This window comes from Paraburkholderia sp. 22098, from assembly GCF_052045935.1.
GTDB lineage: Bacteria > Pseudomonadota > Gammaproteobacteria > Burkholderiales > Burkholderiaceae > Paraburkholderia > Paraburkholderia caledonica.
In genome coordinates this window covers 239028-259083 of sequence record NZ_JBQEPV010000005.1, presented here as the reverse complement: position 1 = coordinate 259083, position 20056 = coordinate 239028, and the positions used below count along the sequence as shown (strand labels likewise).

Annotated in this window: 15 protein-coding genes; 7 read left to right on the top strand and 8 right to left on the bottom strand. The window is 62.3% G+C overall.

Annotated elements, in window-relative coordinates; translation table 11 throughout:
- Window positions 1–52: 52 nt before the first annotated feature.
- The gene (locus tag ACTJLB_RS12860; RefSeq protein WP_440783488.1) at window positions 53–910 is read right to left on the bottom strand and encodes a carbon-nitrogen hydrolase family protein; all 858 of its coding nucleotides are present in this window, start codon (window positions 908–910) and stop codon (window positions 53–55) included.
- A 170-nt stretch (window positions 911–1080) separates the two neighbouring features.
- Between ACTJLB_RS12860 and ACTJLB_RS12855 the strand changes: the two genes are divergently transcribed.
- The 5 genes from ACTJLB_RS12855 (at window position 1081) to ACTJLB_RS12835 (ending at window position 8647) form a co-directional block, all read left to right on the top strand.
- Window positions 1081–3738, top strand: a complete 2658-nt coding sequence (locus ACTJLB_RS12855; protein ID WP_440783487.1) for a ligase-associated DNA damage response DEXH box helicase — start codon at window positions 1081–1083, stop codon at window positions 3736–3738.
- Complete coding sequence (pdeM, locus tag ACTJLB_RS12850) at window positions 3735–4397, top strand: ligase-associated DNA damage response endonuclease PdeM (RefSeq protein WP_288830256.1); 663 nt, start codon at window positions 3735–3737, stop codon at window positions 4395–4397. Before ACTJLB_RS12855 ends, pdeM begins: the two co-directional genes overlap by 4 nt.
- Window positions 4398–4732: 335 nt before the next feature.
- Window positions 4733–6121 carry an FAD-binding oxidoreductase gene (locus tag ACTJLB_RS12845; RefSeq protein ID WP_440783486.1) on the top strand — a complete coding sequence of 463 codons (1389 nt, stop codon included), beginning with the start codon at window positions 4733–4735 and terminating at the stop codon, window positions 6119–6121.
- Between the two features lie 199 nt (window positions 6122–6320).
- The gene (locus ACTJLB_RS12840; RefSeq protein WP_020068181.1) at window positions 6321–6911 is read left to right on the top strand and encodes a BPSL1445 family SYLF domain-containing lipoprotein; all 591 of its coding nucleotides are present in this window, start codon (window positions 6321–6323) and stop codon (window positions 6909–6911) included.
- Between the two features lie 248 nt (window positions 6912–7159).
- Window positions 7160–8647, top strand: a complete 1488-nt coding sequence (locus ACTJLB_RS12835) for a SulP family inorganic anion transporter (RefSeq protein ID WP_440783610.1) — start codon at window positions 7160–7162, stop codon at window positions 8645–8647.
- Window positions 8648–8729: 82 nt separating this feature from the next.
- On the opposite strand, the gene ACTJLB_RS12830 is transcribed toward ACTJLB_RS12835, so the two are convergent.
- The gene (locus tag ACTJLB_RS12830) at window positions 8730–9281 is read right to left on the bottom strand and encodes a YbaK/EbsC family protein (protein ID WP_440783485.1); all 552 of its coding nucleotides are present in this window, start codon (window positions 9279–9281) and stop codon (window positions 8730–8732) included.
- 210 nt (window positions 9282–9491) lie between these two features.
- Between ACTJLB_RS12830 and ACTJLB_RS12825 the strand changes: the two genes are divergently transcribed.
- A complete protein-coding gene (locus ACTJLB_RS12825) occupies window positions 9492–10817 on the top strand; it encodes a YihY/virulence factor BrkB family protein (protein ID WP_440783484.1) in 1326 nt (441 codons plus the stop codon).
- A 400-nt stretch (window positions 10818–11217) separates the two neighbouring features.
- Entirely contained in the window at window positions 11218–12420 is a 1203-nt protein-coding gene (locus ACTJLB_RS12820; RefSeq protein ID WP_020068177.1) for a porin, read from the top strand.
- A gap of 268 nt (window positions 12421–12688) precedes the next feature.
- On the opposite strand, the gene ACTJLB_RS12815 is transcribed toward ACTJLB_RS12820, so the two are convergent.
- From ACTJLB_RS12815 to pdxR, 6 genes are all read right to left on the bottom strand, one after another.
- Complete coding sequence (locus ACTJLB_RS12815; protein ID WP_131318853.1) at window positions 12689–13561, bottom strand: proteasome-type protease; 873 nt, start codon at window positions 13559–13561, stop codon at window positions 12689–12691.
- Between the two features lie 283 nt (window positions 13562–13844).
- Window positions 13845–14645 (bottom strand): transglutaminase family protein, encoded by an 801-nt coding sequence (locus ACTJLB_RS12810; protein WP_088173324.1) that lies wholly within the window; start codon window positions 14643–14645, stop codon window positions 13845–13847.
- A 10-nt stretch (window positions 14646–14655) separates the two neighbouring features.
- Window positions 14656–15606, bottom strand: coding sequence for an alpha-E domain-containing protein (locus ACTJLB_RS12805; protein WP_020068174.1), 951 nt, complete (start codon window positions 15604–15606; stop codon window positions 14656–14658).
- A 141-nt stretch (window positions 15607–15747) separates the two neighbouring features.
- Window positions 15748–17157, bottom strand: a complete 1410-nt coding sequence (locus ACTJLB_RS12800) for a circularly permuted type 2 ATP-grasp protein (RefSeq protein WP_027777539.1) — start codon at window positions 17155–17157, stop codon at window positions 15748–15750.
- Window positions 17158–17566: 409 nt separating this feature from the next.
- Window positions 17567–18019: an HU family DNA-binding protein gene (locus ACTJLB_RS12795; RefSeq protein WP_020068172.1), complete on the bottom strand. Its 453-nt coding sequence runs from the start codon at window positions 18017–18019 to the stop codon at window positions 17567–17569.
- 450 nt (window positions 18020–18469) lie between these two features.
- Window positions 18470–19957, bottom strand: a complete 1488-nt coding sequence (gene pdxR / locus ACTJLB_RS12790) for a MocR-like pyridoxine biosynthesis transcription factor PdxR (RefSeq protein WP_087753915.1) — start codon at window positions 19955–19957, stop codon at window positions 18470–18472.
- Window positions 19958–20056: the final 99 nt, after the last annotated feature.

The window sequence follows — 20056 nt, the reverse complement described above, 5'->3', positions numbered from 1 at the left end:
ATCTCCAGATGGGTAGTACAGATCATTCTAGCGCAACGACTGCTGCGTGCCGTCAGTCTATCCGCCTTATTGCATGGTCGCGCGCCGGCGCGTCGACATGCGCGGCGAAGTCCGCAAGTGCCGTTTCGCGTTCCCGGACCTCGGCAAGAACCGCGGGGTCGAGTAAAGCACTAATCACTTCTTCCCGCTCGCGACCGGCTTCTGCAATCACGTCGCCATACGGACTCCAGATCGCGCTCGCGCCACACGTATCCCAGCCGCCGGTGGTACCGATATGGTTGGACAAGAGAACATACATTGTGTTGTCGAACGCGCGCGCAGGGAACCAGATACGTGACTGGTGATAGCCGGACTTGACGCTGAATAGTCCGCTGACCAGATAGGCATGCGCACCGTTTACGGCCGCATGACGTGCATGTTCGGGAAAGCCGGAGTCGTAGCACACGCCGAGCGCGAGCCGCCATCCGTCCAGTTCCAGCATGCAGCCTTGCGTGCCTGCGCGGTAGATTTCCGCTTCGCTTTTATACAGATACTGCTTGTGGTAAGGCTCGACGTCTTCGCCGCGACGATCGAACACGAGCGATGAAATGTGCAATTCACCGGCGTCGCGCGTGGCCGCGCCGACAATCGCCGCAATGGCGTGCCGGCGACACGCTTCGCGAATCGGGTCGAGGCGCGAATCCGATTGACCGAATGCGTATTCCGACGGGTCGCCCGCAATCAGGCCGGGTTCATACCCGCTCAAGAACTTCTCGGGAAAAACCACCAGTCTTGCGCCGCGGTCGGCGGCACGACCGGTCAATTCGACCGTCTTTGCTATGTTCGCCGTCACATCCCCGCAAACCGGTTGCGCCTGGGCAGCGGCAATTTGCAATGGCACTCGAGGCAACGACGCGAGCTTGTTATTCACCGTAGACTCCGTTATCAACGCACATGTGAAGCCACGGCATTTAATCACGGACAGTCACAAAGTGGGAGTGCGAGGATATGGTGAACCAGCACGGTACATGCATGGTCCACACAGAAGCTGCATTGCGAAGAATCGCTGCGATGCGAACCCGATGCTAATGAGCGCTTTCGATGAGTGAACCGGCCGATCCCGACAACCGCGAAGTTCCACCGCCTACGGCCATGCCGGAGCGGCGTCGCGCGCCCCGGCCACGACGCATTCCGCGCAGCCGCGAGCAGCAGGCGCGGCTCGACGCGCGTGAGCCGGCATTCGAGCCGCTGCCATTCGCCATCGACGAAGATGCGGCGCGCCGCCCTTTCGCCGACAAGCTTCACGCGTGGTTCGAAGCGCGCGGCTGGCAGCCTTTCGACTTTCAGCGCGAAGTCTGGCGCGAAATGGAACGAGGCGCGAGTGGGTTGCTGCACGCAACCACCGGGGCGGGCAAGACGTGGGCCGTATGGTTCGGCGCGCTTGCCGCCCTTGCGTCGAGCGCGTCGTCCGCACCCACTGTCACCCGGAAACGAGCGGCAGTTACTCAGCCCGAACCACTCACGGTTCTCTGGATCACGCCGATGCGCGCACTCGCGGCCGACACCGCGCGTGCACTGCAAAGCTCGGCAACCGAACTGGCTGTGCCATGGACAGTGGGTCTGCGAACCGGCGACACATCGTCCGCAGAACGTGCGCGGCAGAATCGGCGCATGCCGTCCGTGCTGATCACCACACCCGAGAGCCTGTCGCTCATTCTGACGCGAGCCGACGCACGCGAAGTACTGTCGCACTTAAAGTTCGTGATCGTCGACGAATGGCATGAGTTGCTCGGCAACAAGCGCGGCACGCAGACGCAACTCGCGCTTGCGCGGCTCGCGCACTGGAGACCGGAACTGCAGGTGTGGGGTTTGTCGGCGACACTCGGCAATCTTCCTTTCGCAGCCGAAGTACTCCTCGCGCCTGTCAGAACGCCACGCGTGAGCGTGCACGGCAAGCTGCCCAAAGCATTGATCGTCGATACGGTTATTCCGGAAACCATCGAACGGTTTCCGTGGGGCGGTCATATGGGCATGCGGCAGGTCGAGGCGGTCGCCGATGCCATTGGCGAAGCGCATACGTCGCTCGTATTTACGAACACCCGCTCGCAATGCGAGGTCTGGTATCAGGCACTGCTCGAAGCGCGGCCTGAATGGGCAGGTGCAATTGCATTGCATCACGGCTCGCTCGATCAGGAAGTCCGCGAGTGGGTCGAGCGCGGCTTGAAGAGCGGCTTGTTGAAAGTAGTTGTATGTACATCGAGCCTCGATCTGGGCGTCGACTTTCTGCCGGTGGAGCGTGTATTCCAGATCGGCTCGCCCAAAGGCGTCGCGCGCTTGATGCAGCGTGCCGGCCGCTCCGGCCACGCGCCGCGGCGGCCGTCGCGTGTGACGATCGTGCCCACGCACGCGCTGGAACTCGTCGAAGCGGCTGCGGCGCGGGAAGCGGTTGAAAAGCGGCAAATAGAGGGCCGCGAAACGCCGGAAAAGCCGTTCGACGTCCTGGTTCAACACCTGGTGACCGTGGCAATCGGCGGCGGTTTCGACGCGCGTGAGCTTTACGATGAAATTCGCACCGCGTATGCGTACCGGCATCTCACGCAGAATGAATTCGATTGGGCACTAGGCTTCGTCGAGGGCGGCGGCACCGCGTTGCGAGCGTATCCCGACTACCATCGCGTGGTGCGCGAAAGCGACGGCTTATACCGCGTGCCACGCGAGGACCTCGTGCGACGGCATCGCAACAACGTCGGCACTATCGTCGCAAACGGCACGCTGAATGTCGCTTATCTCGCGGGCGGACGCATCGGCGCAATAGAAGAGTCTTTTGTTTCGCGACTTAAACCGGGCGATATCTTTACCTTTGGCGGACGGGCGCTGGAATTGATTCGGGTGCAGGACATGACCGCATGGGTCAAGCGCGCGACGTCTGGGCGCGGCGCAATGCCCCAATGGGCGGGCAGCCGCATGCCGCTCTCCTCTGAACTCGCCGAGGCGACATTGACAATGCTCGCGCGCGCCGCTGGCGGCATCTATAACGAACCGGAAATGCGCGCGGTTCGACCGCTGCTCGAATTGCAGCAGAGGTGGTCGGCGTTGCCGGAGCCCGGCGTGCTGGTCGCAGAAGTACTGAAATCGCGCGAAGGGCACCACTTTTTCTGTTATCCATTTGCGGGGCGCACGGCGCATATCGGTCTCGGCGCATTGCTCGCGTGGAGAGTGGCGCGAGAGAAACCGGGCACGTTCTCCATTTCAATGAACGACTATGGTTTCGAGCTGTTGTCCGCGCAACCATTCGATTGGGCTGCGGAGCTCGAGAGCGGTTTGCTGTCCCCTGAAGAACTCGACCACGACATACTTGCGAGCCTCAATTCGTCGGAGCTCTCCAAACGGCGTTTCCGCGAAATTGCGCGGGTGTCAGGACTGGTATTCCAGGGACATCCGGGCCAGCAGAAGAGCGCGCGGCAATTGCAGGCTTCCAGCGGCCTGTTTTACGATATCTTCCGCAACCACGACAGCGGCAATTTACTACTCAATCAGGCAGACGCCGAAGTGCTATTGCAAGAACTCGACGCCAAACGCATTCGCTCCGCGCTCGAACGGATGAATGAAAGCCGCCTCGTTCTCACGCGCCCGAAAAAACCAACGCCGTTTGCGTTCCCGCTGATAGTTGGACGCTTACGCGAAAAAGTCAGCACGGAGAAGCTCGCGGATCGCGTCGAGCGAATGCTCGCGGAACTGGAAAAGGCGGCTCGCACATGAAGCCTGCTTCGTTGCAGGTCGACATCGCCGGACACGCGCTCGTGCTGTCGAGCTTGCGCGCCGCGTTCGATCCCGCGCTGCGCTGCCTTTTCGTTGCGGACGCGCATTTCGGCAAGGACGCGGTATTCCGCGCGCGCGGCGTTCCCGTGCCAGTCGGCTCGACTGCCGACAACCTGATGCGCCTTGACATTCTGATCGCCGAATTCGAACCGACCACGCTCGTATTCCTCGGCGATCTGCTGCATGCGCGCGAGGCACACGCCGACGAAATGCTCAATGCGTTGCACGTCTGGCGCGCCCGGCATGCGGCTTTGCGGGTCGTGCTGGTTGAAGGCAATCACGATCGGCATGCGGGCGCCTTGCCCGCTACACTCAATGTCGACTATGTGCAGGAGCCTTGGCGAATAGGACCGTGGGCGTTGTGTCATCACCCACAGAATGTCGAAGGTGCTTATGCACTCGCCGGCCATTTGCATCCCGTCTATCGAATCGCAACACGCAACGACTCGGTTCGCGTGCCGTGCTTTCGTTTCGGCCCGCGACACGGCGTATTGCCCGCGTTCGGCAGCTTTACCGGCGGTGCACGCGAAGACGGCCGCGCCAGTGGCGAAAGAGTCTTTCTCGTGGTTCACGAGAAAGTGATCGAGGTGCCTGGCTGATCATCCGGGCTGCACACGGCTGCGTCGTTTTTGTCATATGTGTCGTAGCGCAACGCTCGCACAACTGCCGACCCAACACTTTCAGACACGACCTTTTCCGCAAGCACATGCACCATTGACCACGCGAGCGCCGCTGTAGTGCCGCCTCGTGTCTGTGGACGCCCGCGCTGCGGGCTTCCGCACGAGCGTCGAGCCGCACGCGGGTTTACGTGCGTTTGACTAAATAAGACAGCCCCGTTTACTGAACGCTGAACCAAGCTGTCAAGATTCTTGCGATCTACCTGGTCAGTCAACGGTGCTCGACGAGCGCCCTCACCAAACCTTGGAGACAAACCATGGCTCACGTGTCGAACAGCGCTATCGAGGAACTGAAAACCGCTATACGCGGGCAGCTGATGCTGCCCGACGATGCCGGTTTTGACGAAGCACGCAGCATCTGGAATGCAATGATCGACCGCCGCCCTGCGATGATCCTGCGCTGCGCCGGTGTCGCCGATGTGCGGCGCGGCATAGCCTTCGCGCGCGAAAACGGTCTGCCGCTTGCGATTCGCGGCGGAGGTCACAACATTGCCGGCAGCGCCGTGTGCGACGACGGTCTCGTGCTGGATTTCTCGCTGATGAAATCCGTGCGAATCGACCCCTTCGCGAAACGCGCGTACGTCGAACCGGGCGCGACGCTCGCCGACTTCGACCATGAAGCGCAGGCCTTCGGACTTGCAACTCCGCTAGGCATCAACTCGACTACGGGCGTCGCAGGCTTGACGCTGGGTGGCGGTTTCGGCTGGCTTAGCCGCAGATACGGCATGACGGTGGACAACCTGATTTCAGCCGACGTCGTCACCGCCGATGGTGAATTGCTGCGCGCCAGCGCCGAATCGAATGAAGACCTGTTCTGGGCGATTCGCGGCGGCGGCGGCAACTTCGGCGTGGTTACGTCATTTGTGTTCGAACTGCATCCGGTAGGACCGATGGTGTTCGGCGGACTCGTCGTATTACCGCTCGATCAGGCGCGGGACGCGCTCGTCAAATATCGCGCAGCAACGCCGGACATGCCGGACGAACTCAGTGTGTGGGCCGTTCTGCGCCTTGCGCCGCCCCTGCCGTTCTTGCCCTCCGACGTGCACGGCAAGCCTGTCATTATCTTCGCGATGTGCTACACGGGCCCGACCGCAAACGGTCCTTCCGCCGTCGCGCCAGTGAAGACCTTCGGCACGCCGGTCGGCGAACATCTCGGCGAAATGCCGTACGCGATGTGGCAAAAGGCGTTCGACCCGTTGCTCGCGCCGGGTTCGCGCAACTACTGGAAGTCCCACAACCTCGCCAGCATCGACGATGGCCTGATCGAGGCACTGCTTCAGTCGATCCAGAATCTGCCGTCTCCGCAGTGCGAAATTTTCTTTGGGCAGATTGGCGCACAAACGCAACGCGTACCGGTGAGCGCGACAGCGTATTCGAGTCGCGATACTCAATACGCGATGAACGTGCATGGCCGCTGGGAAGATCCCGCCGACGACGACCGTTGCATATCCTGGGCGCGGGCATTCTTCGACGCATCGGCGCCGTTCTCGCTCGGCAGCGTCTATGTCAACTTCATGACGCAAGAAGAAGCGGGCCGCGTCGCCGACGCGTATGGTCCGAATTACGAACGGCTTGTAGCCGTGAAAAGCCGTTATGACCCGCACAATATATTTCGTCATAACCAGAACATTCGCCCAGCCGTATAGCGGCGGAACATGAAATTCGACATACCCGCGGCCGCGAACCCCGCGCCACGCGGGCCTCCATGCCGCCCTTGCGCACGCGGCATGCGCAGGCACAGGAAATGCTGCATCATCATGGACACCGGTCTAACGGCCGGCGTCATGGCATTACCGTTTCATCGATAAAGAAAAACCACCTCGATAACGTAAAAGGACAAATAACATGCGCAGACGACAATTCATCACGACGGCCGGCGCGGCTTTCGCTACCGCAGGTCTCGGCCTCGCCGGTTGCACCACCACGTCCTCGTCTTCGAACGCGTCGGCGTCCGCCAACGCCAGCAAGCGCGACACGATCAACGCGGGTGTCGATTCAACGCTGTCGCGTCTGTATGCGAACGTCGGCGGCTCGCGTGAACTCGTGGCGAAAGCGCGCGGGGTGCTGGTGTTTCCGTCGGTGATCTCCGCGGGCTTCTGGGTCGGCGGCCAATATGGCGAAGGCGCGTTGCGCGTGGGTGGCCGCACGAGCGGCTACTACAGCACGGTGGCCGGCTCGTTCGGCTTGCAGATCGGCGCACAGTCGAAAGCGCTCGTCTTCCTCTTCATGACGCAGGAAGCACTCGACAAATTCCTCAATAGCCAGGGCTGGGCAGCCGGTGCAGACGCAACCGTTGCCGTGCTGAAGGTCGGCGCGAACGGCGCGATCGATACGTCGACCGCGACGAGCCCGGTCGAAGCATTCGTTCTGACGAACGGCGGCCTGATGGCCGGCGTATCGCTCGAAGGCACGAAGGTTTCGCGCCTGATCATCTGATCGACGTGAGAAGCCACGCGGCCGCATTGCGGACCGCGTGGCGACGGACTTGCGCTTCCTCCCGCGCGAACCAGCGCGATCCACCGCGAACGCTGAGAGCGTCACCGGTCAAAACCGCTGACCTGCTGTAAAATCCACCCCTTTCGCAAACGCCCGGCCCACGAAACAGCTCAGGCCAGGACGCTCATATTGCCAGGCATCCGCATCTGCAGATGCAACGTTCGCCGCGGCAAACCACCTCGCTCAAGATGAATACCGCTAGCCCTACTCACGGTTGGCCCGCAAGGCTTTCCGGAATCCGCGCCAATGTGCTCGCGGGTCTGACCTCGTCGTTCGCGCTGGTTCCCGAATGCATCGCGTTCGCGCTGGTCGCGCACCTCAATCCGCTCATGGGCTTGTATGGCGCGTTCTTCATCTGCACGATCACTGCGCTTTTCGGCGGCCGTCCGGGAATGATTTCGGGCGCGGCCGGGTCGATGGCGGTTGTTATCGTGGCGCTGGTCGTTCAGCACGGCGCGCAGTATCTGCTCGCGACCGTCATACTCAGCGGCGTTCTGATGGTGTTGTTCGGCGCATTGCGGCTCGGCAAACTGATCCGCATGGTCCCGCATCCGGTCATGCTCGGCTTCGTCAACGGACTGGCAATCGTAATTGCCACCGCGCAACTCGCGCATTTCCGGCAGAGCACGCCGCAAGGCGAAGCATGGCTGCACGGCAGCGCGCTCGCGATGATGTGCGGCCTCGTCGCGCTCACCATGCTGATCGTTTATGTACTGCCGCGCGTCACGCGGGCAGCGCCGCCCGCACTGGTAGCGATCGTAGGCGTCGGCGTATTTGCGCAACTGCTGCATCTGCCTACGCGCACGCTCGGCGATATGGCGCACATCGCGGGCGGGCTGCCGGGTTTCAATCTGCCGGACGTCCCGCTGAACCTGGAGACGCTGCAAGTCGTGCTGCCGTATGCGGTGCTGATCGCAATTGTCGGTCTGCTGGAAACGCTGCTGACATTCAATCTGACCGATGAGATCACCGAAACCCGCGGTCAGCCGAACCGCGAGTGTCTCGCGTTGGGCGCGGCGAATATCGCCTCGGGTCTGTTCGGCGGCATGGGCGGTTGCGCGATGATCGGCCAGACGATGATCAATCTGAATTCGGGGGGACGCTCACGCCTTTCGGGCATTGTCAGCGGCGTAATGATCCTGATGTACATCCTGTTTCTGTCGCCGCTCATCGAACGCATTCCTCTGGCGGCGCTGGTCGGCGTGATGTTCGTGGTCGCGCAGCAGACTTTCGCATGGGGTTCGCTGCGCGTGCTCGGCAAAGTGCCGCGCAACGACGCACTCGTGATCATTGCGGTCACGCTCATCACCGTGTTTTCCGATCTTGCGATTGCCGTGCTGTGCGGCATCGTGATCGCAGCGCTGAACTTCGCGTGGCAGCACGCGCGCGAAATTCACGCGCATATCGAAGACCGCGCCGACAATAGAACCTATGTGCCGCGCGGCACGCTGTTCTTCGCTTCCACCGCGCGTTTTCACGAGTTATTCGATCCGCAGCAAGATCCGGCGGACGTCACGATCGATTGCAGTCATCTACTGCTCGCAGATCATTCCGCGCTCGCAGCGCTGCAAGGTCTTTACGAGCGTTATCGCAAAGCCGGCAAACAACTTAGCGTGAAGAACCTTTCCGAGCATAACCGGCGCTTGCTGAGCCGCGCGGGTGTCGGGTTCGCCTGAGGGTTCGCCTCTGGGGTCTCTTGCCTCGCGCTCATGCGGCGTGCTCCTGCGGCGTGCTCCTGGATAGGCACGCTGACGAGATTCACTCCGCGGGCAACGTCAGGTCGGCCACCTCGCAACGCGGCCACTGACGCAACACGTCGGGCGCCAGCAGAAGCTTCGCCGCGCGGATGCCCGCTCCCATGACGATCTGCGCGCGCTCCATCACGGCGGCATCGACGAGAATGCGCCAGTCCGCCGGCAATCCGAAAGTCGTAATGCCGCCGAACTCCATTGCGCTCAATTCGACCGCCACCTCGCGCTTGGCGAACGACAGCCGCTGCGCGCCGAGCGCCGCCTTCACCGCTCCGTTGACGTCGAGCCGCAACGACCCAAGCGAAACGAGCGCCGCATAGTGCTCGCCGCCGTCTTTTTTATAGCGCACCACGATCGTATTCGCGCAGTCTTCAAGACCAAAACCGTAGCGCGCGCTGAAGGCGGCGGTGTCCGAAGCGTCGTCGGTCACGGAGAAAACCGTTACGCCTTGCGGCGGCAACTGCGCGAGAACATGCGCGGGCAAATGCGCGGGCAAATGCGCGGCGAGTTCTTCTGCGGGGATCACGTCCAACTGCGTTAAGGCTTCGTGCGAATGCATGGCAGTCTATAAAAGTAGATGAGGTAAGCCATCGCATTCTAGCGTCTAGCGGCAATGCGCATCGGCGCGTGGCCGAGCGGCTCGCGGACTAACTCGCTTGCTATAGTCACAGGCACAAGGTTTGCGAAAAACAGCGATACGAGGCTGCGCCGCGCGGGCCGAACGGTTCGGGCGTGCCGGCCGGCGCCCGTACCCATTGAGACTTCGACCATGGACATCGACACGCTTTCCGCCGAGAACCTTCAGCACGCGGCTCGCCAGCAAGCGAACTGGGCAATCGGAGCGCTCAAGCAGTTCTCCGAAGACCGCTGCACGGCAATGGCAGCGAGCATTGCGTTCTACGCCGCGTTTTCCCTCGCGCCGACCCTCGTCATGGTGATCGCCGTGGCGGGCTGGTTCTTCGGCGCCGAGGCCGCGCGCGGTGAGCTGTTCGACCACATCCACGGGCTGCTCGGCGACCAGGCCGCGGCGGGCGTGCAGACCATCGTCGAGAACGCGCACCACAGCGGCAGCGCAGGCGGCGTCGCAGCCATCATCTCGTTCTCGATGCTGGCAATCGGCGCGTCAGCCACTTTCTCGTCGCTCAACAGCGCTCTTAACGTCGTGTGGCCGAACACCGGTCCACGCACATCGAGCGTGATCGCGCTGGTGCGCGTGCGGCTGATCTCGTTCGGCCTGGTGCTCGGCGTCGCCTTTTTGCTGATCGTCTCCCTCGTGCTCGATACGGTGATCACGTTCATCGGCAAATGGCTGTGGGGCGACTCGCCGTATGTCGTGATCGGCAATCTGCTGCAACTCGGCGTGGGTTTGCTGGTGCTTGCGTTTGCGTTCGCCGGCCTGCTCAAATTCCTGCCGGACGCGAAGGTACGTTGGCGCGATGCGCTGGTCGGCGGGGTCGTCGCGGCGGTGCTGTTTTCGGCCGGCAAGAAGCTGTTCGCGCTCTATCTCGCGCACGCCGGCATGGCAAGCTCGTTCGGCGCGGCGGGATCGCTCGCCGTGCTGCTGATGTGGCTGTACTTCTCGGCGGCCGTGCTGCTGCTCGGCGCTGAGTTTTCGGCCGCGCGGGGCCGTCTTAACGACCCGCGCGGCGGCTGGGGCATGCAGGCCGACTCGCCGCCGGGCAGCCGCGCGAAACTCGCATCGGTGTTGGCGGCGTCGACGGTGCCGGCAAACGCGGCCTTGCACGCCGGCGCCGAAGCGTCCGGCAGCGACGTGCCGACGGCTTCGCCCGGCAGCGCCCACGCGGAGACGGGCGCCGGCACGCAGGCGGCTTACGACTTACGCCGCATGCAACTGCGAAAGAAGGCGTCTGCGCGCGCGACCGCGCTGAATGTCGGACGCTCGGTGATATCGGCGGAGGCGCAAGCGACCCATCTCGCCGCAGTCACGTTGCTCGGTGCGAGCCGCAAAGCGGTCGAGGCAGATCGCTACGTGCGCAAGCACCCGTGGAAATCAGTCGCCCTGGCAGCGGCTGCCGGCCTCGCGGCGGCCACCATCGCGCGTCACAACCGGGACGACGACATCGCGCCAAAGTAGCGGAACGGTTGGTCCGACCGTTTTTGCCCCGCAATGGTGCGCATGGATCACAATCGGGCCGGCATGTCCAGTCCGCTTTTCGGCGTAGTCGTTCCGCGCCTGCCTCGACCCGCTCCAAAACCCGTAGTCTCTGTTTAGACGACTTTATTACATTTTACTTACACATAATTGCTGAACGGCCGGTTCCGATACGGTCTCGATCAATGAAACAACAATAATGCGAACACAACGAATCAATATTGCGAAAAAAGAAACAATCCCAAAGCGGCTTTAAATACAAGGCTTTGCGACGATTGTCGGTTTTTGGCGACACTCTTTTTTTTCCAGTTCTTACCGATTGACGCCCTGAGCTATTCTCCTTTCCGCAACAAGTAAACTAATCATCTGCGTGGAGAATTGGATGAAACGAATCGCACTGTCTACCCTCTCGTTGGCGCTCCTCGGCGTTACCGGCGCTGCACACGCTCAAAGCAGCGTGACCCTGTACGGCTTGATCGATGAATCGGTCCAGTACGTTCACAATGCCAACCCGGCTAACAACAACTTGTGGCAGCTCGCAGCGGGTAACCTGCAAGGCAGCCGCTGGGGCATGAAGGGCACGGAAGACCTGGGCGGTGGCCTGAAGGCGATCTTCCAACTGGAAAGCGGCTTCAACCCGAACAACGGCAAGATGGGTTCGTACGGCACGGGCACGAAGCTGTTCGGTCGCCAGGCATACGTCGGTTTGACGCAAGATGCATACGGTACGCTCACGTTGGGTCGCCAGTACGACCCGCTGGTCGACCTGGTTCAGCCGCTGACGGGTGACAACTTCTTCGGCAGCACGTTCACGACGCCGGGCGACGTTGACAACAACGACAACAGCTCGCGTACGAACAACGCAATCAAATACGTTTCTCCGGTGTGGAGCGGCTTCCAGTTCGAAGGCATGTACGCACTGGGTGGCGTTGCAGGCGCAACGGGCGCAGGTCAATCCTGGGCAGGTGCAGCAACGTGGTCGGGCGGCCCCTTCAGCGTTGCAGCTGGCTACTTCCGCATGGAAAACGGCAACACGCTGGCAAGCCGCGGCGTCGTTCCGGGCACCAACCAGGGTGGCACGTGGAACGCGGGCGTGACGTCTGACGCTACGTTCGACGGCTCGAACATCAACGGCGCGTACGCATCGGCCAAGCAGATCGATATCACGTCGGCCGCTGTACAGTACGTGACCGGTCCGTTCACGTTCAACGCTCGCTATAGCTTCGCGCAATACAAGCCGGACGCGTTCTCGGGCTTCGGTGAGCAAGAGAAGTATCACGTTGCAGGCGCGTACGCTGGCTACCAGCTGACGCCGGCAATGCTGCTGGGCCTGGGCTACACCTACACGCACGGCGCGGGCGACACGTCGGCGAACTATCACCAAGTTTCGCTGGGCGGCGACTACTTCCTGTCGAAGCGCACCGACCTGTACCTCGTTGGCGCATACCAGCACGCAAGCGGTCGCCAGCGCGACGCAGCGACCGGTGGCATTGTCGACGCAGGCGCATCGGTTGGCTCGTATGGCTACCAGGCCGGTTCGAGCAGCCAGGAAATCATCAGCCTGGGTATCCGTCACAAGTTCTAATAGAACAGCATGGCATACGGCTCAAGACATCGAGCCGTACCTTGAAGCCAGCCAGAGGCGCAAGCCGAAGGCTGGCTTTTTTCATTGGGCGACGGAAACGGCGCCGGAGTCCAGCATGGATGAGTTCGGCACACGGCGCGGCTCGAAGCCGTCGCGCCGCAGCAGCATCCGGTCAGCCGCGCGTTCTGGGCTTATCTACTTGTGCCAAAGATCTGCTCCACGTCGATTGCGACGCGCACCCATGCGCAAACACGAAACCGCCCAACGGCTACCTGCGCTGCGCCTTGCCCTTCTCCGCCTGCGCCAGTGTCTGCGCGGGCCTTGCGTCGAGATCGTGCTCCACGCCATCAGCACCCACCGGCGCGCGATGCATCACAAGCGCGCGCTCGCGCTGCAGCATCGGCACATTGGGCGATTCGTGCCAGTCGGGATCGGGGATCTCGCCGAACACCTGGCGCAGCCGCTCGCCCCACGTGCGATGAATCATCTCGAAGTAGGCGTTGTCGTGATCGATGGACACGAAACGCGTGACCCGCAGCGAATCTTTCTCATAGACCAGCAGATCGAGCGGCAGCCCGACCGACAGGTTCGAGCGCAACGTCGAGTCCATTGAGATGAGCGCGCACTTCGCGGCTTCGTCGAGCGGCGTGGACGGCGTGAGCACCCGGTCGATAATCGGCTTGCCGTACTTCGCCTCGCCGATCTGGAAATACGGGTTGACCGCCGAGGCCTCGATGAAGTTGCCCGCCGCATAGATCATGAACAGTCGCGGCCGGTTGTTGGCAATCTGCCCGCCGAGAATAAAGCTGCAATTGAAGTCGACGCCGAATTCCTGCAGCGCTTCCGCCTCCCGCTGATGCACGCAACGCACCGCGCGGCCGATCACGCGCGCCGCGTCAGCCATGGTGGGCGCGCTCCAGAGCGTGGGCTGCGACGGATCGCTCGGCTCCGACAGTTCGTGCAACACCGCCTGCGTCAGCGACAGATTGCCCGCGCCGAGCAGCACCAGCATGCGTTCGCCCGGCTGCTCGAACACGGACATCTTGCGGGCGGTGCTGATGTGGTCGACGCCCGCATTGGTCCGCGTGTCCGAAAGGAACACGAGACCCTCGTCGACGGACATCGCTACACAGTAAGTCATAAGAGAGGATACCCGCGAAAAACGACTGAACGGCGCTATTGTAATGCGGCGCAGATGCGCCTCTTCACCGTATTACGGCCTCGGCCGGTTTGTTCTTGATAGTGGCGAACACCGGCACGGCCGGACAGCCGCTGTGGGCGCTACGCGGAACGTCAAGCGGGAAAGCGCGTGCCCTCGACAAGCGCCCGCTCAAAACAGGCTCGCGTGCCCGGCAATTGAGGACCGAACGCGGCCGAAGGCAGCGTACAGCGCCACCTTGCGTGAGTTGCGGCCCTGCCGCAATCTACTGCGACATCTGCGCGCTGACCGTTACCGAGACTTCCAACTCCTCTTCCCTGCCGCCGATCCTCCGGCCGCGCACCGGCGCCGCAGCCTCGTAGTCGCGCGCGACCGCCAGCCTGCAGTAGATTTCGCTGGCGAAGGCCGCATGCGTGACGTCGATCGAGACCCAGCCCGTGCCGTCCACCCACACGTCCACCCATGCATGACTCGCCGCATGCGGCACGTCGCCGGGTTCGATATAGCCGCTCACGTAGCGCGCCGGAACTCCACGCGCGCGGCAACAAGCGAGCATCAGATGCGCATGGTCCTGGCAGACGCCATTGCCGAGCGCGAGCGCCTGCGCCGCCGTGCTGGTGACCTCGGTGATGCCGGGATGGTACTTCACGCGCTCCACGATCCGTTCCGACAGCGCGATCAGATTCGCCGAACTGGTGAGGCTCGGGACCGAGCCCGCCAGTTCGCGGATCGCAGCGTCCGCTTCGGTCAGACGCGTCGCGCACGTGAAGTGCTCGAGCGGAATCGGGCCGACGTCGTCGAGAAGCCGGCCGTCGATCAGCGCAATCGTCTCGACCTCGCCCGACACCTGCAGCCGGATCTCGCTATGCGGCTTGTTGATGACGAGCGTATGCAGCACGTTGCCATAGGCGTCGAAGGCCGGGTCGAGCTTGCCCGGCGTGTCGATGCTCCAACGCCGCACCATCTGGGAAGCGCCGTTGGCCGGAGTCAGGCGCAATTGCTGGATTGAATAATGGACAGTCGCTTCGTAACGATAGGACGTGTCGTGGCGGATCGTCAGGTACATAAGCACTCCGTCAGGCGACTGGCAGCATGAGATAAGTACGCGCGACGAGATTGCCCAGCTCGAACACGCGAGCGAGGAACTGGGTCAGGTAGGCGTGCAGGCCGGCTTCGAAAATCTGCCGGATGTCGGAGTACAGCAGTTCGGCGCGCAGCTTGCCGGCAAAACGCTCGCACTGGTTCGAGCCGGAGGTTCGCAGCATCGCCAGATTCGCGCAGACGCCTTCGAGCGAAGCCAGCAGCGAACGCGGCATCTGCTGGTTCAGGATCATCAGCTCGACCACACGGGCTGGCGTGACGACATCGCGATACACCTTGCGGTAAATTTCCAGCGCGGACACCGAGCTCAGGATCGAAGTCCAGTAATAGAAGTCTTCGAGCTGACGCGCGGCGTCGCGTGAATTCGGTTCGACGTCGGCAAAGCGCACGTCGAGAATTCGCGCGGTGTTGTCGGCGCGCTCGAGAAAAGTACCCAACTGCGTGAAGAAAAACGCGTCGTCCTGCAGCGCCGTGCCAATCGTCACGCCACGCGAAAGATGCGAACGGAACTTCACCCATTCGAACAACGCGCCCGGATTGGCAGCGGCCTGGCCAGACGAAATGCGCTCGTTGAATTCGAGCCACGTATCGTTGATGGTCTCCCACCATTCGGTCGTCAACGTACCGCGCACGGCACGCGCATTTTCGCGCGCCGCCTGCAGGCACGAGTGAATACTCGAGGGGTTGTTCGCGTCCGCCACCATGAAGTCGAGCACGTGTTCGCGCGTCGGCTCGTCGTAGCGTTGTGCGAACGCTGTTTCGAGTTCGGAAATGCGCAGCACCGAACGTTGTGCGCGCGCCTCCTGATCGGGCGTCTGCGGCAGCAGAAGCGCCTTCAGATTGATATCGAGCATGCGGGCGGTGTTCTCCGCGCGCTCCATGTAGCGGGCCATCCAGAAAAGGTGATCGGCGGTGCGGCTTAACATGACGGCGTTCCGTATCTGATGACGCGAAGCTCGATGAAGTGAAAGCTCGCGCTGGTTATCCGTATGCGCCGGCGGCTTAGTGATAAACGCCCCGGCGCGCTGGGTTGCGGGCGCGGTGGTTGCAACCGCGCGGCAACTGCGTCAGTCGACCATCCACGTGTCCTTGGTCCCGCCTCCCTGCGACGAATTGACGACGAGTGAGCCTTCCTGCAACGCGACGCGAGTGAGTCCGCCCGCGACCATCGTGACGGTCTTGCCTGACAGCACGAACGGACGCAGATCGATGTGGCGCGGCGCGATGCCGGCTTCGACGAACGTGGGGCACGCGGACAGCGCCAGCGTGGGCTGAGCGATATAGCCCGCCGGCCGCGCGATCAGACGCTCGCGGAACGCTTCGATCTCGGCCTTCGTGGAAGCAGGTCCGACAAGCATCCCGTAGCCGCCCGCGCCATGCACCTCTTTCACGACCAGTTCCGGCAGATGCGCAAGCGTGTAAGCCAGATCGTCGGGCTTGCGGCACTGGAACGTGGGAACGTTGTTCAGAATCGGCTTCTCGCCCAGATAGAACTCGATCATTTCCGGCACGTACGGATAGATCGATTTGTCGTCGGCGATGCCGGTGCCCATCGCGTTCGCGAGCGCGACCCGTCCCGCGCGATACGCAGTCAGGAGGCCCGGCACGCCCAGCGCCGAATCGTTACGGAACGCGAGCGGGTCGAGAAAATCGTCGTCCACGCGACGATAGATCACGTCCACACGCTTGGGTCCCTGCGTGGTGCGCATGAACACGTAGTTGTCGTCGACGAAGAGATCCTTGCCTTCCACCAGTTCGACACCCATCTGCTGCGCGAGGAACGTGTGCTCGAAATACGCGGAGTTGTACATGCCCGGCGTGAGTACCACCACGACCGGATCGTCGACGCCTTCGGGCGCTACCGAGCGCAGCGTATCGAGCAGCAGATCGGGATAATGCGCGACCGGCGCAATGCGGTTCTGTACGAATAGCTCGGGGAAAAGCCGCATCATCATCTTGCGATTTTCGAGCATGTACGACACACCCGACGGCACCCGCAGATTGTCTTCGAGCACGTAGAACTCGCCCTCGTCGCCAGCGCGCACCACGTCGACACCGGCAATATGCGCGTAAACACCGAGCGGCACATTCACGCCCTGCATTTCCGGCCGATATTGCGCGTTGGTATAAACCTGCTCAGCGGGCACGATGCCCGCGCGCACGATTTTGCGATCGTGGTACACGTCGTGGATGAACAGATTGAGCGCCCGCACCCGCTGACGTAGACCCGCTTCGAGCGTCTTCCATTCGTCGCGCGGAATGATGCGTGGAATCAGGTCGAAGGGAATGAGCCGCTCGGTGCCGGACAGGTCGCCGTTCACCGCAAACGTAATACCGACCCGGCGAAACAGCAGGTCCGCTTCGGCACGCTTGCGTGCGATCGCTTCGTTTCCCTGCTTCGAGAGCCACCGTTCGAAGCGCGCGTAATGTGGCCGCACGGCATCGTCATGATGACGCATCTCGTCATAGCATCGCATGTCACGCCCCGCTCTTGTTGTCGGATAGAAGGCGAATGCGCTGCGCATTCGGTGTTCGATATTCGTTCAAGCAAGCGCTATGCCATTCGGCTTTTAGCGCATGAAACCGCAGACGTGCACACGAACAGCGCATAGCGGGGCAAAGGGTCTCGCTGTCATCGTACTGCGGCAGCACACGATGCGCTAGTACAGTGCACGCACGAATGGCGGATGCACCGCATCGCGCTTTTGGGACCTGCGGCGCGCATCACGAGCGCAAGAACGAGCGCAAACATGGGCGCAAAAAAATCCCCGTGAATTTTCATTCACGGGGATTCATACGACTTGCAGTGCGGAATTGCAGTGCGTGAGCCGCGGAGGTCAACCAACGCGAACGTGGTCAACCGCCTGGGCGACGCGCGATGCGTAATTAGCCTGCTGCAGCGTCCTTCAGCTTCTTCAGCGGGCGTGCCTTGATGCGCACGCTAGCCGGCTTTGCCGGGAACCAGCGCTCTTCGCCCGAGAACGGGTCTTTGCCGAAGCGCTTTTTCTTGGCCGGCACAGCTTGCACGACGATCTTCAGAAGACCCGACAGCGTGAATTCGCCAGCGCCCTTCTTGTGAACAGCGCCGAGGATCGTGTCTTCGAGTGCGGCCAGAACAGCCTTCGCAGCCTTCGGTTCCACAGCGGCGCGTTCAGCAACGTGTGCAGCCAGCGAGGCCTTCGTGAAGGTGTCCTTGATCGGCGACGGTGCGCTGGACGCCTTCACGGCGACCTTCTTAGCTGCGGGAGCTTTCTTCGCAGGGACTTTCTTTGCAGCAACCTTCTTGGTCGGTACCGGGGCAGCAGCCTTCTTGGCCACCTTTTTTGCGGAAGTCGGCATGTTTCTCCTACCTGTTGTGGTCAGTGAATTGCACGAAGCGCATACGGTATGTGCACGCTTCAACGCCGGATTCTACAAGCGCTGATGCGATTTGCGCGACTCTTTTATGTATAACAGCGCAGGTTTGTTGCGCGGCGCAGACTGCGCGACACATTTTGATCCTTGTTTCAGGGGCTAAACTGCTTTGGCGGCTCCTTCAACACGGACACGTAACGTGCGTTACAAGCGGTTTCAGTGCATGTATAGCGGCACATTCTGCACGGCACGATGGATCGAGACGTGCCATCGCCCGGTCATTTTTGGCGCTGCGGGCACCGCGTCTCGACGTTCGCTGGACGGCATTGGCCTTGTCTTCGATTCGCAAAGCGACCGGCAACCGGCGCTTCGGGTAACTCCGCATTGGCCGCGCAACGCGAATCCATGCAACGCCATCGCGTCGCATCGGACGTCTCAGTTGCCAGGCGACGAAGCAAGGCGCGCGAGGATGCCCGCAAGTTTCCCGAGCGACGTATCGATATGTGGCTCGGCGATGTTGCCGTAGCCGAAAATCAGACCGGCCTGCGGTTTGGCGCGCTGATAAAACGGCGCGAGTCCATACAGACCGATCGACGCCTCGCGCGCCGCCGTCACCACGGCCTGCTCCGTCAGCGGCGCTCGCAGGCGCGCCGCTATATGAATGCCCGCCGTCGGCACGATCGGCTCGAACCACGGTGAAAGCCCGCCTTGCAGATGTTCGAGCAGTCGTGCGCGCCGCGCCGCGTACGTCTTGTGCATGCGCCGCAAGTGCTTGGCGAAGTCGCCGTTGAGCATGAACGACGCCAGCGCGGTTTGCGTCAGCGTGCAGCCGTGCCAATCCGCAATCTGACGCGCCTTGTAAAGCGGCCCGTAAAGCGAAGCGGGCGGCACCACGTAGCCGACCCGCAACTCCGGAAAGATAGTTTTCGAAAACGTGCCCACGTATGCAACCAGGCCGGCGCGGTCGAGGCTTTTCAACGGCTCCATCGGCCGGCCTTCGAAACGGTACTCGCAGTCGTAATCGTCTTCGATGATCACCGCGCCGCGTTTCTGCGCCCATTCGAGCAGCTCGACACGGCGCTCGAGACTCATCGGCATACCCAGCGGAAACTGATGCGACGGCGTCACGTAGACAAGCCGCGCGTTGTCCGGCAGTTTGCCGACGATCAAACCTTCACGGTCGACGGGCACATGCGCCACGCGCGCACCGGTCGCCTCGAAACACGCATGCGCCGGCGGATAACCGGGATCTTCGATGGCGGCGACTTCGCCGGGACCGAGCGTCACGCGCGCGAGCAGGTCGAGCGCGTGCTGCGCGCCTTGCGTGACGATCACCTCTTCCCAGTTGCTCGACACCGCCCGATTGAACGCGAGATAGCGCGCGATCGCCAGACGCAACTCCTGTTCGCCGGCTGCGTCGCGATACGTTCCCTGTCCGCGCGCTTGCGTACGCAACGCATGATTCACACAGCGGCGCCAGACGTCGAATGGAAACAGCGTCTTGTCGGTGGCACCGCCTATGAAATCGTACGGCGACGCCACCGATGGCCGCGGCACCGGCAAGCTGTCGGGCATCTGCTCCCACAGCGGTTGCGCGCGCGCGGCGTCCCGCCTGCCCTTCGCACGTTCGCGCGACGAGTCTGCCACGCGCGCATGCGGCGAGCGCTCCACCGGCAAGCGCTCGAGACCGTCGGCGACGAACGTTCCCGAACCGGCTCGCGCGGTGAGATAGCCTTCCGAAAGAAGCCGCTCGAACACGTCAAGCGTTGTCTTGCGCGACACGCCCAACTGCGTCGCGAGATCGCGCGTCGACGGCAGCCGCGTGCCGCCGGCAAGTCGCCCTTCGAGTATGCCGGCTCGCAACTGGCGATAAATCTGTCCGGACAGGTCGTGATGCCCTTCTACGGCGATGTGGATTTCCATTTGACCGGCTACCTGAAATGTCCGCGCCATGATACTTCGGCGAGGCCAGACGGCAGCAAGACGGCAGCCGCAAACTGAGTCCACCGCGTTCCGGCGGAC

Coding starts and splice junctions, on each gene's coding strand:
- ACTJLB_RS12855 (WP_440783487.1), top strand. CDS start 1,081: ATGAGTGAACCGGCCGATCCCGACAACCGCGAAGTTCCACCGCCTACG.
- pdeM (WP_288830256.1), top strand. CDS start 3,735: ATGAAGCCTGCTTCGTTGCAGGTCGACATCGCCGGACACGCGCTCGTG.
- ACTJLB_RS12845 (WP_440783486.1), top strand. CDS start 4,733: ATGGCTCACGTGTCGAACAGCGCTATCGAGGAACTGAAAACCGCTATA.
- ACTJLB_RS12840 (WP_020068181.1), top strand. CDS start 6,321: ATGCGCAGACGACAATTCATCACGACGGCCGGCGCGGCTTTCGCTACC.
- ACTJLB_RS12835 (WP_440783610.1), top strand. CDS start 7,160: ATGAATACCGCTAGCCCTACTCACGGTTGGCCCGCAAGGCTTTCCGGA.
- ACTJLB_RS12830 (WP_440783485.1), bottom strand. CDS start 9,281: ATGCATTCGCACGAAGCCTTAACGCAGTTGGACGTGATCCCCGCAGAA.
- ACTJLB_RS12825 (WP_440783484.1), top strand. CDS start 9,492: ATGGACATCGACACGCTTTCCGCCGAGAACCTTCAGCACGCGGCTCGC.
- ACTJLB_RS12820 (WP_020068177.1), top strand. CDS start 11,218: ATGAAACGAATCGCACTGTCTACCCTCTCGTTGGCGCTCCTCGGCGTT.
- ACTJLB_RS12815 (WP_131318853.1), bottom strand. CDS start 13,561: ATGACTTACTGTGTAGCGATGTCCGTCGACGAGGGTCTCGTGTTCCTT.
- ACTJLB_RS12810 (WP_088173324.1), bottom strand. CDS start 14,645: ATGTACCTGACGATCCGCCACGACACGTCCTATCGTTACGAAGCGACT.
- ACTJLB_RS12805 (WP_020068174.1), bottom strand. CDS start 15,606: ATGTTAAGCCGCACCGCCGATCACCTTTTCTGGATGGCCCGCTACATG.
- ACTJLB_RS12800 (WP_027777539.1), bottom strand. CDS start 17,157: ATGCGATGCTATGACGAGATGCGTCATCATGACGATGCCGTGCGGCCA.
- ACTJLB_RS12795 (WP_020068172.1), bottom strand. CDS start 18,019: ATGCCGACTTCCGCAAAAAAGGTGGCCAAGAAGGCTGCTGCCCCGGTA.
- pdxR (WP_087753915.1), bottom strand. CDS start 19,957: ATGGAAATCCACATCGCCGTAGAAGGGCATCACGACCTGTCCGGACAG.